General features: G+C 45.5%; 14 protein-coding genes. 5 read left to right on the top strand and 9 right to left on the bottom strand.

The genetic code is table 11. The annotated features are described in order from the left end of the window. Nucleotides 1-16 precede the first annotated feature (16 nt). From EDC63_RS14250 to EDC63_RS14210, 9 genes are all read right to left on the bottom strand, one after another. Nucleotides 17-493 (bottom strand): copper chaperone PCu(A)C, encoded by a 477-nt coding sequence (locus tag EDC63_RS14250; protein ID WP_124944843.1) that lies wholly within the window; start codon nucleotides 491-493, stop codon nucleotides 17-19. Continuing rightward, nucleotides 480-677, bottom strand: coding sequence for a DNA gyrase inhibitor YacG (locus EDC63_RS14245; RefSeq protein ID WP_124944844.1), 198 nt, complete (start codon nucleotides 675-677; stop codon nucleotides 480-482). Before EDC63_RS14245 ends, EDC63_RS14250 begins: the two co-directional genes overlap by 14 nt. 12 nt (nucleotides 678-689) lie before the next feature. Continuing rightward, nucleotides 690-1,448, bottom strand: coding sequence for a cell division protein ZapD (zapD, locus tag EDC63_RS14240; RefSeq protein ID WP_124944845.1), 759 nt, complete (start codon nucleotides 1,446-1,448; stop codon nucleotides 690-692). Between the two features lie 171 nt (nucleotides 1,449-1,619). Continuing rightward, complete coding sequence (gene coaE / locus EDC63_RS14235; protein ID WP_124944846.1) at nucleotides 1,620-2,219, bottom strand: dephospho-CoA kinase; 600 nt, start codon at nucleotides 2,217-2,219, stop codon at nucleotides 1,620-1,622. Between the two features lie 7 nt (nucleotides 2,220-2,226). Then, nucleotides 2,227-3,087: a prepilin peptidase gene (locus EDC63_RS14230; RefSeq protein WP_124944847.1), complete on the bottom strand. Its 861-nt coding sequence runs from the start codon at nucleotides 3,085-3,087 to the stop codon at nucleotides 2,227-2,229. A gap of 210 nt (nucleotides 3,088-3,297) precedes the next feature. Further along, nucleotides 3,298-4,521 (bottom strand): type II secretion system F family protein, encoded by a 1,224-nt coding sequence (locus tag EDC63_RS14225; protein WP_124944848.1) that lies wholly within the window; start codon nucleotides 4,519-4,521, stop codon nucleotides 3,298-3,300. 10 nt (nucleotides 4,522-4,531) lie between these two features. After that, on the bottom strand, nucleotides 4,532-6,256 hold the full coding sequence (gene pilB, locus EDC63_RS14220) for a type IV-A pilus assembly ATPase PilB (RefSeq protein ID WP_124944849.1): 1,725 nt from the start codon (nucleotides 6,254-6,256) through the stop codon (nucleotides 4,532-4,534). Nucleotides 6,257-6,334: 78 nt separating this feature from the next. After that, on the bottom strand, nucleotides 6,335-7,612 hold the full coding sequence (locus tag EDC63_RS14215; RefSeq protein ID WP_124944850.1) for an HlyC/CorC family transporter: 1,278 nt from the start codon (nucleotides 7,610-7,612) through the stop codon (nucleotides 6,335-6,337). Nucleotides 7,613-7,719: 107 nt separating this feature from the next. After that, a complete protein-coding gene (locus tag EDC63_RS14210) occupies nucleotides 7,720-8,535 on the bottom strand; it encodes a cytochrome C assembly family protein (RefSeq protein ID WP_124944851.1) in 816 nt (271 codons plus the stop codon). 76 nt (nucleotides 8,536-8,611) lie between these two features. Between EDC63_RS14210 and ffh the strand changes: the two genes are divergently transcribed. From ffh to rplS, 5 genes are all read left to right on the top strand, one after another. Beyond that, complete coding sequence (gene ffh, locus EDC63_RS14205) at nucleotides 8,612-9,961, top strand: signal recognition particle protein (RefSeq protein ID WP_124944852.1); 1,350 nt, start codon at nucleotides 8,612-8,614, stop codon at nucleotides 9,959-9,961. A gap of 139 nt (nucleotides 9,962-10,100) precedes the next feature. Further along, complete coding sequence (gene rpsP, locus EDC63_RS14200) at nucleotides 10,101-10,355, top strand: 30S ribosomal protein S16 (protein ID WP_124944853.1); 255 nt, start codon at nucleotides 10,101-10,103, stop codon at nucleotides 10,353-10,355. Beyond that, the gene (gene rimM / locus EDC63_RS14195; protein WP_306307875.1) at nucleotides 10,336-10,848 is read left to right on the top strand and encodes a ribosome maturation factor RimM; all 513 of its coding nucleotides are present in this window, start codon (nucleotides 10,336-10,338) and stop codon (nucleotides 10,846-10,848) included. The genes rpsP and rimM overlap by 20 nt, the downstream gene beginning before the upstream one ends. 4 nt (nucleotides 10,849-10,852) lie before the next feature. Then, nucleotides 10,853-11,632, top strand: coding sequence for a tRNA (guanosine(37)-N1)-methyltransferase TrmD (trmD, locus tag EDC63_RS14190; RefSeq protein WP_223248138.1), 780 nt, complete (start codon nucleotides 10,853-10,855; stop codon nucleotides 11,630-11,632). Nucleotides 11,633-11,649: 17 nt separating this feature from the next. Beyond that, on the top strand, nucleotides 11,650-12,027 hold the full coding sequence (gene rplS, locus EDC63_RS14185; RefSeq protein ID WP_124944854.1) for a 50S ribosomal protein L19: 378 nt from the start codon (nucleotides 11,650-11,652) through the stop codon (nucleotides 12,025-12,027). Nucleotides 12,028-12,040 lie beyond the last annotated feature (13 nt).

Genomic DNA, 12,040 nt, shown 5'->3' with positions numbered 1-12,040 from the left:
CTAGCTCAGGTCAACGTCACTTTACCTTGGCGTCAATGCTGATCACGGAATCAGTGTTACCTGCCTCCTTGATTGTTAGCTTAATTGGGATAGAGTCTCCCGCTTTTAGCTGCTTGGACAGGTTGATTAGCATGATATGAAAACCTCCGGGTGCTAACTGGATGGTTTTGCCAGCAGGTAAATCCAGTTCCTTGATTTCGCGCATGTTCATTACGCCATTCTGCATAGACATGCTGTGAATTTCCACGATCTCTGCAACTGGACTCTCAGCCTTAATGAGTCGAGCATTGGTTTTGCTGGTCAGGTCCATAAAAGCGCCACTTACTTCCTGCCCTGGAACTGTAGCGCGAACCCATGCCTTACTGACGGTAAGGTTGTCACTTTTAGCCAGTGCGTTGCTTCCAGAAAATAATAATGTGCAAAGCATCGCTGCTTTAAAGAAGCGATGAGAATGAAATGGTTGCAAGAAGGTTGAAAAGTTATTCGTCATCATAAGGGGTATCTTTGAGTTCGTTAGGTTCTTCAACAGGGATGCGGTAATCTTCGTTTGCCCAATTCCCGAGGTCAATAGCCTTACATCTTTCTGAGCAAAAAGGGCGGTATGGATTTTCAGTGCTCCATATAAGGGTTTTTTTGCAAACAGGGCATGAAGTGACTGTTTTCGTATGGGATGACATGTCTGAATGTAATCAAAGGTTGCAAAAGGTGAGTTTGAAGTCAATGTCCATTTCGCATACTTTAGGTCGTTGATCTACGTCAGGCGTGGTAAAACGAATGTTCAAAGCGTATTTGTTGGCGCTAATTTCTGGAATACAGGGTATATCATGCGGAAGTGTAATTCGCAGCATTTGCGCCAGTTTGCTGCCTGCCAGCATTTGCTGGAATATACCTTGAAGCGCAATATAGCTACTTGATTTGCCACTGTCACGCAAAAGTCGGAGCACGATACTTAATCCGTCGTAAATAGGCAAAAATGGTTCTAACCATTCGGCAAGATCCTGTTTCCGGTTTTCAGGAGGCAGATTTAACCAGAAATGGTAGGAAGGCAGGTCAAATTCACATACGCCGCCTGGTATACCTGAACGTTGCTTGATGCTCATCAACCATTCATTTTCACGCATATGATGCCCGACTTTCCCTGCTACTTTAAGCAGGTTGGCGCTGGTTCTTTCAATGTTCTGTAGCACGTCTTCCAACGCGTCCTCAGCAATTGCAGGGTTGTTTCTCAGCGCTTCCAGAATGTGTTTTTGTCTGTCTAATTCTTGTAGTAAATCAGATTTTAAATCTGCACGGCTGGCAACTTCGAGAATTTCAAATAGCACAAGCAATGCGACATGGTGCTCAGCCCCATCATTTTTGGCATAAAAGTAATGAACTTTTTCATACAAATTCTCAAGCCGAAGCAAGGTGCGAATTCGTTCATTGAGTGGATATTCGTAGCTAATCACAGTTTATTTTGGCGGGCAAAGTTCTATCATAAGCAGGCAGATGAATAAATTCATCATGAATACGCCAATTCTGACGGATTCAACGCTATTTGACAAATAAAATCATGTTTGTTCTAAAACAGAATGATTATTAATGGAAAACTGCTGGTTGATATGTACTAGTTGCCAGCTTTATTTTGTGGCTTGAAGATAGGTTTCGTGTAATTGTAAGACCTGCGTTTGCATGCTGCTAAACTCACCGGTGTTCGTGATGATGTCATCTGCCAAGGCTAAGCGTTCGTTCCGGGGGATTTGAGTAGCCATGATGGCTTGGACCTCTTGGACAGTCAACTTACTACGCGCCATTGTTCTCGATATTTGTTGTTCTTCCGTGCAGTCAACAAGCAATTTGCGCTGGATCAGTTCATCATAATTGCCTGTTTCCAGAAGCAGGGGCACAACAATCAGAGCGTAAGGGGCGGTGCACTCACTAAGTGCATTCATTGCTTGTTGTTTGATTAGCGGGTGAAGAATATTTTCCAGTTTGATCTTCGCTGTCTGATCAGAAAATATAAGCTGCCGCATTCGAGCGCGGTCAAGGTTGCCATCTGAATGAAAATATTGATTTCCGAAGGCAGCTGAAATGGATGCAAGCGCTGGTTGGCCGAGGGCTGTCAGTTGATGTGCGATTTCATCTGTGTCGATCACCGCCGCGCCCAGGGAGGCAAATAATCGGGCTGCGCTACTTTTGCCGCAGCCAATGCCACCTGTCAGACCGACTGTATAAACCATGCAGAATTTAGAGGGTACCTAAATATAGTTGGGTCAGATCATGGCCCCAGAGCATGGCGATCAAGCCACCACCGGCGAGGTATGGTCCGAAGGGGATAGGAATGTTACGGCCATGCTTTGTGAAGAGTATCAGGCTGATGCCCACTACAGCGCCTACTACGGAGGAAAGCAGGATAACCAGGGGTAGCATCTGCCATCCGAGCCAGGCACCTATGAGCGCTAGGAGTTTGAAATCACCGAATCCCATGCCTTCTTTGCCAGTTGCCAGTTTGAATAGCCAATAAACAGACCACAAAGATAGGTAACCTGCAACGGCACCAATAACCGCAGCAGAAAGCGGAACGTAGATATTCCATAGGTTGAGTAATAAACCTGCCCAAATCATGGGGAGGGTGATGCTGTCGGGCAGCAATTGGGTGTCAAAGTCAATGAAGGTAAGCGCTATTAAGACCCAGGTAAAAACTATTGCAGCTACTCCTGCAGCACTAAATCCAAAATGCCAAGCCATTATTCCGGACAATAAGCCAGTAATGAGTTCGACTACAGGATAACGTATTCCGATGGGCGCATGGCACTGAGAGCACTTTCCTCGCAGAAAAAAATAACTCAAAAGCGGAATATTTTCTGCTGCCGTGATTTTATGCCCGCAGGATGGGCAAGCTGATCTTGGTATGGATAACGTCAAAGGGGGGAGAGCAGGTAGAACTTCCCCTTTTAGATCGGCACATTGTGCTTTCCAATCCCGTTGCATCATCAAGGGTAGTCGGTAGATAACAACATTCAGAAAACTGCCAACCATCAGGCCTAGAATGATGCACAAAAGGATGAAAGCGGATGGAGATGATTGGAGGAATTCTAGAAAGGGCATGTTTTAACAATGAATATTTAAGTTGATTGATAGCTGATTTTTAGAATGAATAGCTGAAATGTTTGTGTCTGCAACCGTAATCACAGACTTGGCTATAATCTTGTTGTAATTAAGCTGGCTGTGGGGTTTAGCAGGGAATTGCAGTGGGTAAACGCAATTCCCTTGTAAATCTTTCGCTAAATATGAAGATAACGTGATGCTAATGTTTCCTTAAACAACCTGTCCCATCTTGAAAATAGGCATATACATGGCAATCACAAGACCACCAATCAATGTGCCTAATACAACCATAATGATTGGCTCCATCAGGCTGCTCAAAGCATCTACCATGTCATCCACTTCAGCTTCGTAAAAATCAGCAACTTTACCTAACATGCCATCCAAAGCACCAGATTCCTCTCCAATAGCAACCATTTGTAATACCATGTTGGGAAATAGATTGGTGTTTTGCATCGCGTTGGTTAAATTCGTGCCAGTGCTAACCTCGCCTTGAATTTTTTTAGTAGCGTCATAATAGATAACATTACCAGCTGCACCCGCAACTGAATCTAAAGCTTCAACTAGGGGAACGCCAGCCGCAAACATGGTGGACAGCGTTCTGGTCCATCGTGCAATAGCCGATTTTTCAAGAAGCGTTCCAAAAATGGGAAGTTTAAGAAGTAATCGGTCCATTGTATGTTGCATCTTTTTGGAGCGCTTCCAAGTGTAGAAGAAGAACCACAATCCACCTCCTATACTGCCAAAAATAGCCCACCAGTAGGCAATAAAGAAATCAGAAATTGCCATCACAACCAAAGTGGGTGCAGGTAGATCGGCGCCAAAACCTGTAAATAGCTCTTTGAAAGCAGGAATTACAAATAGCATAATTACAGCAGTGATCACAAATGCCACTACAACGATAGAAATCGGGTAAAACATGGCTGACTTGATTTTCCCTTTTATCGCGAGAATTTTCTCGCTGTAGGTGGCTAATCGCTCAAGAACCGTATCTAAAATACCAGCCTGCTCACCTGCATTCACCAAGTTGCAATAGAGGGCATCAAAGTAAAGGGGGTGTTTACCGAACGCTTGAGTCAAGCTGCTGCCTGTTTCTACATCCGCTTTGATGTCGAGCAAAAGTTTTTGAACGGCAGGATTGCTATGGCCCTTGGCAACAATATCAAAAGCTTGTAGCAAAGGAACTCCGGCTTTCATCATTGTTGCTAATTGCCGGGTGAATAATGCAATATCCTTTTCTGTGATTTTCTTGCCTTTACCCAAAGCACTTTGTTTTTTTACTTTGAGAACAGTGACACCCTGTCTACGCAGATTGACTTTGACAACGGCTTCACCCGCGGCGATCATATCCCCTTTGACCTTTTTGCCTTTTTTGTCCACGCCTTCCCAGGTAAATGGAAATTCTTTCGTGGCTGTTTTTTTTGCGGCTGTTGCCATGGATGCTTCCTTATTCGTTGGTAACGGCTTCAACTTCTTCGAGAGAAGTAAGGCCTGCTTTTACTTTGAGTAAACCGGATTGGCGGAGGTCGCGCACCCCCTCAATTTTAGCTTGATCAGCAATATCGATGGCCGTGCCGTTTTTCATAATAATGCGGCTGATTTCATCTGTGATTGGCATCACTTGGTATATACCAACCCGGCCTTTGTATCCAGTCCCTTTGCAGAGTTCACAGCCATCCGGTTTGTGAGCATACAGAGTCCATGAACCATCCAGGTCTTCTTCCGTAAAACCTGCCCGTAATAGCGCTTCACGGGGAATGTCGGCAGGTTGTTTGCAGCTACACAGTTTACGTGCCAGTCGTTGTGCCGTAATCAGAATAACGGAAGAGGCGATGTTAAATGGTGCAACCCCCATATTCATGAGTCGGGTTAATGTGCTAGGCGCATCGTTGGTATGCAGTGTAGACATCACCATATGACCGGTTTGTGCTGCCTTGATGGAAATCTCTGCGGTTTCTATGTCGCGAATCTCACCCACCATGATAATGTCTGGATCTTGCCGCAAGAAGGCTTTAAGCGCTGCGGAAAAAGTCAGTCCAGCCTTGTCGTTGACATTGACCTGGTTGATTCCGGGCAAGTTAATTTCGGCCGGATCTTCTGCTGTAGAAATATTTCTGTCAGGTTGATTCAAAATATTCAGACACGTATAAAGTGAAACGGTTTTTCCGCTTCCTGTTGGTCCCGTTACAAGTACCATTCCATAAGGGCGCTGAATCGCATTCATCAGCATTTCTTTTTGGTCGGGTTCATAACCCAGCGCATCAATACCTAATTTTGCACTGGATGGATCCAAAATACGCATTACAATTTTTTCACCAAACAAGGTTGGTAAAGTGCTTACGCGAAAATCAATCGCGCGGTTCTTTGAAAGCACCAGTTTCATACGTCCATCTTGCGGCACCCGCTTTTCCGAGATATCCATCTTGGAAATCACTTTGATCCGAGAGGAAATTTTTTCTTTGATTGCCAAAGGGGGTTGCGCATGTTCGTATAACACACCATCCATCCGGTAGCGTATGCGGTAATATTTCTCGAAAGGCTCAAAGTGGATATCGGATGCACCTGCATTGATGGCATCCAGCAGTATTTTTTGAAGGTACTTGACTACCGGAGCATCATCAACCTCACCGCTCGCAGCTTCAGTCTGTTTGTTTACAGCCTCTTCGTCAACAAAATCCAGATCATCAAAGTCTTCTGCCACCAGGTCTTTCATGCTGGTGTCGGAAGATTCGACGAATCTTTCAACCAATTTGCTTAATTTGTCGTTTTCGACAATAACGGGTTCTACCGTCAGTCCGGTTTGAAATTTGACGTCATCAAGGGCCTGTAAATTAGTGGGGTCTGAAATGGCAAGATAAAGCTTTGTGCCACGTTGTTGTAATGGCAACACCTGGCGTTTCTGAATCAATGCGGCGTCGAGCAATCCCTTAAGCAAATGATCCTGGTCAATAGCATTAAGGTCCATCAACGGGAAACCAAAAGTTAGCGAAGCGAATTCGGCTATCTCATAAGCGTTGAGTTTTTTGCTTTGAACGAGTTGTGCGACAAAGCTGTTTTTCTCTGTGTTTGCCTGGCTTTGGATGGCTTCGGCATCAGCATTGGGTAAACGGCCATGTTGCACTAGCGCGTAAGCAAGACCACTTAAATTACTTGAACTTGATACAGCTGCCATTATTTTTCCAAGTGGATGAATCTAAAAAACAAGTAAATGATGCACTTGTCAATTTGTTTTGTAAAGCCTGTAGGCACGCTATTGTTTCTCTGGGGCGGGTGGAAAGATACGAACCACCTTAACAACCCGGTCGTGGGTTTGCACTATTTCGATAGTATGGTCGGCAATTTTAAGACTGGTTCCCGCTTCAGGAATATCCTCCAAATGCTCGAGAATCAGGCCATTTAGGGTTTTTGGACCGTCAAGTGGAAGCTTGAGCTGAAGTTTTCGGTTCAGGTCGCGCAGCATGCTGCTGCCTTCTACCATCCAACTGCCATCTTCCTGTTTGCGATAAAGGCCCGTTTGGGAGGGCGCGTGGGTGGTAAATTCCCCGACGATTTCTTCTAAAATATCTTCAAGCGTCACTAAACCCATTATTTCACCATATTCGTCGACAACCAGACCCATGCGTTCCTGATTTTCCTGAAAGTGCTGAAGTTGAGAAAATAGGGGGGTGCCGGCTGGAATAAAATAGGGCTCGCGCAGGATTTCGCGAAGTAGTGTGACGTCCAGTTCGCCCCCCTGTGCCTGATGCAGGACTCGACGTACATGAATGATGCCGATGATGTTATCTAACTCATTCTGATAGACGAGTACGCGCGTGTGATGACTGGTGGATAGCTGTTCTATTAGAACGGAAGTGGGTGCTTCGATGTTAATGGCTTCAATATGGTTACGTGGAATCATGACATCATCCACGGTGATGTTTTCCAGCTCGAATAAATTAAGCAAAATACTTTTGTGTTTTTGGGGAACAAAATGTCCGGCTTCCAATACCATGGTACGAAGTTCTTCCATGCCTAAATGATGTTCACCTGCGCTCTGCTCTGGCTTTAGACGCATTAACCAGAGCAGAGCGCGAACAAACAAATTGATAAACCATACAATGGGATAGGCTAGCTTAAGTAAAGGGGATAGTACGTAGCTTGCAGGTAAGGCAATTTTTTCGGGGAATGCTGCGCCCAGTACTTTAGGTGTAACTTCGCTGAACACGAGAATGGCAAATGTAATGGCAAGTGTCCCCATGGTTAGGGCAAATTCACCCTGACCAAATAATCGGAAACTGATAACCGTAACGAGCGCGGCAGCTGCGGCATTAATCAGATTGTTGCCTAATAAAATGACGCCTAGCAGTTTGTCAGTTTTTGCAAGCAGCTTTGCAGTAATGATGGCACCGCGATGGCCTTGTTGTACCAGGCGTTTCAACCGATAGCGGTTGAGGGCCATCATGCTGGTTTCAGAAGTTGAAAAGAATGCAGAAAGAAGCAGTAAAACTACGAGCGCGCCAAGCAACACGCTTACAGGAATTTCATCCAAGGAGAAAATACCTTAAGTAACTAGAAGGTTGAATTCTAGTGTGGGTGGTACCAATTTCGCAAGTCATGTTTTTCGTGAAAACAAGTATTAGGTATTGTGACGGTGTTTTAACGGTGCAATATCACTTCCAAAACAAATTTGCTACCGAAATAAGCTAAAAATAACATGGCAAATCCACTGATTGTCCAGCGTACAGCAATGCGACCGCGCCACCCATAGATTTTTCTGCCGCTGAGCAGTGCAGCAAAAATACCCCAGGAAATAATTGCAAAAATGGTTTTATGGTTAAACGGCATGGGTTTACCAAATAGTTCATCAGAGAAAAGCATGCCGCTTCCCAGCGAGAGTGTCAGTAAAATAAAGCCAATGAAAATAATCCTGAAAAGCAGCGTTTCCATAGTGAGCAGCGGAGGCATATTGGCAAGCATGAACGGAAGAGAGCCATGATGTAACTGGCGTTCTATCAAAGTCATCAGCGTTGCATGAAGTGCCGCAATCGTGAAAAGACTGTAGGCAACCATCGAGATGAGCAAGTGAAAGCGAAAGGCCGGGAAATTGGCATAAGGAATGGGATGGTTCTCTGGGAATACCGCTGGCAACAACACACAGATTGCTGCAATCGGAAGAACCAAGGCCTGTAAACCTTCAAACTTATAGCTGAAACTGGCTAACCAATAAATAAGAACAGTCAGAAATGCCATGGTTGATACAGCATTGCTTACGCCCATATTGAAATCACTGCCCCCAAATAGGGATTGATATACCAGTGTAGCGTGAACGACTAAAGGAGATAGAAGCGCCCACTTTTCCCAGGCTGATTTTTCAGGTGGTTGTTTTTTTGCGTGCCAGTGCGTGCGCCAAAAGTGCAAGCCTAGCGCAGCATACAATAAGGATGTGACGATGGACGGTAAAGTTTGAATCATTCTGATGTAAACTATGTGTTTCTCATAAGTCTACACTATCTCAAACGAGAAGGCATTACTCAGGAATCTCAGCATTATGTTTGATAATCTTACAAACCGACTTTCAGGTGTCATTAAATCATTACGCGGGCAGTCGCGCCTGACGGAAAGCAACGTTCAGGATGCGCTTAGAGAAGTACGCATGGCCTTGCTGGAGGCGGACGTCGCATTGCCTGTGGTGAAAGAATTTATTTCTCATGTCAAAGAGCGGGCAATGGGGCAGGATGTTTTGTCCAGTTTGACTCCCGGCCAGGCAATCATTGGAATTGTTCACCAGGAATTAACTCGACTCATGGGTGAGCACAATGATGCTCTGGATTTGAATACGACACCACCAGCAGTCATTTTAATGGCGGGTTTGCAAGGCGCAGGTAAAACTACTACATCGGGTAAGTTAGCCAAGCTATTGCTTGAGCAAAACAAGAAAAAAGTATTGTTGGTCAGTTGTGACGTATACAGGCCGGCAGCTATAGAACAGCTAAAAACTTTGGCAGGACAGCTGGGGGTGGATTTTTTCCCTTCTGAAGTTGGGCAATTGCCGATCGATATTGCAAGAAATGCGCATGACTATGCCCGCAAGCATTTTCATGATGTATTGATTGTGGATACAGCTGGTCGTTTGGCGATTGATCAGGCCATGATGGACGAAATAAAAGCATTGCATGCGTCACTGAAGCCAATTGAGACGTTATTTGTGGTGGATGCCATGCAGGGGCAGGATGCCGTCAACACAGCGAAAGCATTCTCTGAAGCGTTGCCTTTAACGGGCGTAGTGCTTACCAAACTGGATGGAGACTCCAGAGGTGGTGCAGCGTTATCGGTGCGTCATATAACGGGTAAGCCAATCAAGTTTGCTGGTGTAGGGGAAAAGCTGACTGGCCTGGAAGCATTTCACCCGGAGCGTATGGCTTCCCGTATTCTAGGTATGGGTGATGTGCTTTCATTAATTGAAGAAGCGCAGCGCGGTGTTGATCAGGAAGAAGCTCAAAAACTGGCGAAAAAGCTCAAGTCAGGCAAAGATTTTGATTTGGAAGATTTCAAGCAGCAGTTGCTGCAAATGAAAAAAATGGGTGGGATGAGCGCATTCATGGATAAATTGCCTGCACAATTGGGGCAGGCCGCCATGGGGGCGCAAGTAGACGATAAGGCGATTAACCGTATTGAAGGGATTATCAATTCCATGACCCCTGCAGAACGTCAGCACCCGCTTATACTCAAAGCTTCGCGTAAACGCCGTATAGCGGCAGGTGCAGGAGTGCAGGTGCAGGAAATCAATCGATTATTGAATCAATTTGGACAAACCCAAAAAATGATGAAGATGATGTCCAAAGGTGGAATGAGCAAAATGATGCGTGGTATGAAGGGAATGCTACCGGGCATGCGGTAAAATGTGCGTCTGAACACACTGTTTATGCCAAGTCATCGTTTTTCTTTAAGTGGATAGGTAAAACAGGCCTTGCCAAGCGTGGCAAAAATAGCTTAAAATCGCTGTCTTTTTATTGACTCTTTTCAGGGTAGGCAAAGCTATGGTAGTGATTAGACTTGCGCGTGGCGGCGCCAAGAACCGTCCGTTCTACAATTTGGTTGTGGCAGATTCCCGTAATCGTCGTGACGGAAGATTTATTGAACGTGTAGGATTTTATAACCCGCTGGCTAAAGAAGGCATTGAAGGTCTGCGTATTAATATGGATCGTCTTACTCATTGGCAAGGTCAGGGTGCTCAGCTTTCCGATGCGGTAGCCAAACTGGTTAAACGTGTTGGTGCAAAAGCAGCTGCCTGATAGCATGGTTGTGATGGGGCATGTAACGGCCCCATTCGGCGTGCGTGGTTGGATAAAGGTTAAACCTTATACTGAAACGCTGGATTCTCTTCTTGATTACCCGGTATGGTGGTTGGGAAAAGAGGGAAACTGGCGTGAATATACAGTTCTTGAAGCGGACGTTCATAGCAAAGGGCTGGTAGCCAGTCTGGAAGGATGCGCGAGCCGTGAAGCATCTGAAATTTTGCAAGGTAGTCAGATCGCATTGCCTAGAGCACAGTTACCTGAAGCTGAAGAAAATGAATATTACTGGTCCGATCTGATCGGGCGCAGTGTAGTCAATGTTCAAGGTGACATATTAGGTCAGGTCAGTGAGTTGCTGGAAACCGGAGCCAGTGATGTGCTGGTGGTAAAAGGTGACCGCGAACGTCTTATTCCGTTTGTGAAGTCGGTTATTCTGGAAGTCGATCTGGCCAAAGATCTGATTAAGGTAGACTGGGCTGCGGACTATTAGTGCAGTGGATGTTAAGCAATTTGACGTTGTAACGCTTTTCCCTCCGATGTTCGAAGCGATATCTCAATTCGGGATTACGCGCCGCGCCGGGGAAGAGGGCCGCTACCAGTTACATTTGTGGAATCCTCGTGATTTTACTGATGATAATTACCGAACAATTGATGACAGGCCTTATGGTGGCGGTCCAGGTATGGTGATGCTGGCAGATCCCATGGAAAAGGCGGTGCAAGCAGCTAAACAGCGGCAGCTTGCAAATGGTGTAGAAAAGCCGAAAGTGATTTATATGTCACCGCAAGGCCGACACTTAACTCATGCAGTTGTAATGGAGTTGGTGTCTCAATCGGGTTTAATTTTTCTGGCAGGGCGTTACGAAGGCGTTGATGAACGACTTGTTAGGCGTCAGGTGGATGATGAAATCTCTATCGGAGATTATGTCTTGTCAGGTGGTGAATTGGCGGCAATGGTCGTAATTGATGCGATTGTCAGACAATTGCCTGGTGTTTTAGGTGATGCGGATTCGGCGGAACAGGATTCCTTTGTAAATGGATTGCTGGATTATCCGCACTATACGCGTCCGGAGATTTATCAAGGTGAGCCGGTACCGGAAGTGTTAATGTCTGGTAATCATGCTCACATAAAAAAATGGCGTTTGAAACAAGCGTTGGGCAGGACCTGGCTAAGGCGACCGGATTTATTGGCAGCCCGTCAGTTAACAAAAGAGGAATCCGGGCTGCTGGCCGCATTTCAGGCGGATCATAAGCAGGAACAGGATGCCGATAAGTAAATGATAAGGAGTTTTAAATGAATTTAATTCAACAACTAGAGCAAGAAGAAATTGCTCGTTTGGGTAAAACTATTCCGGAATTCGCCCCTGGTGATACCGTGATTGTGAGCGTAAATGTAGTGGAAGGTGAGCGTAAACGTCTCCAGGCCTATGAAGGTGTGGTAATCGGAAAACGCAACCGTGGTTTGAATTCCTCTTTCATCGTTCGTAAAATCTCTTCAGGCGAAGGCGTGGAACGTACTTTCCAGACCTATTCACCGTTGATCGCCAGTATTGAAGTGAAGCGCCGCGGTGATGTGCGACGTGCTAAACTGTATTACCTGCGTGATCGTTCAGGTAAGTCTGCGCGTATTAAAGAGAAACTGCCAGCACGTAAAGTTAAAACAGCAGTATAAGTTTATTGCTGTA

Origin of the sequence: Sulfurirhabdus autotrophica, from assembly GCF_004346685.1 — a bacterium.
GTDB lineage: Bacteria > Pseudomonadota > Gammaproteobacteria > Burkholderiales > SMCO01 > Sulfurirhabdus > Sulfurirhabdus autotrophica.
This window is presented reverse-complemented; position numbering and strand designations above follow the sequence as displayed.

Bases quoted from the DNA above. Each gene is read 5' to 3' on its own strand.
- EDC63_RS14250 (WP_124944843.1), bottom strand. From the start codon at position 493: ATGATGACGAATAACTTTTCAACCTTCTTGCAACCATTTCATTCTCAT.
- rpsP (WP_124944853.1), top strand. From the start codon at position 10,101: ATGGTAGTGATTAGACTTGCGCGTGGCGGCGCCAAGAACCGTCCGTTC.
- EDC63_RS14245 (WP_124944844.1), bottom strand. From the start codon at position 677: ATGTCATCCCATACGAAAACAGTCACTTCATGCCCTGTTTGCAAAAAA.
- EDC63_RS14230 (WP_124944847.1), bottom strand. From the start codon at position 3,087: ATGCCCTTTCTAGAATTCCTCCAATCATCTCCATCCGCTTTCATCCTT.
- ffh (WP_124944852.1), top strand. From the start codon at position 8,612: ATGTTTGATAATCTTACAAACCGACTTTCAGGTGTCATTAAATCATTA.
- pilB (WP_124944849.1), bottom strand. From the start codon at position 6,256: ATGGCAGCTGTATCAAGTTCAAGTAATTTAAGTGGTCTTGCTTACGCG.
- EDC63_RS14210 (WP_124944851.1), bottom strand. From the start codon at position 8,535: ATGATTCAAACTTTACCGTCCATCGTCACATCCTTATTGTATGCTGCG.
- rplS (WP_124944854.1), top strand. From the start codon at position 11,650: ATGAATTTAATTCAACAACTAGAGCAAGAAGAAATTGCTCGTTTGGGT.
- EDC63_RS14225 (WP_124944848.1), bottom strand. From the start codon at position 4,521: ATGGCAACAGCCGCAAAAAAAACAGCCACGAAAGAATTTCCATTTACC.
- coaE (WP_124944846.1), bottom strand. From the start codon at position 2,219: ATGGTTTATACAGTCGGTCTGACAGGTGGCATTGGCTGCGGCAAAAGT.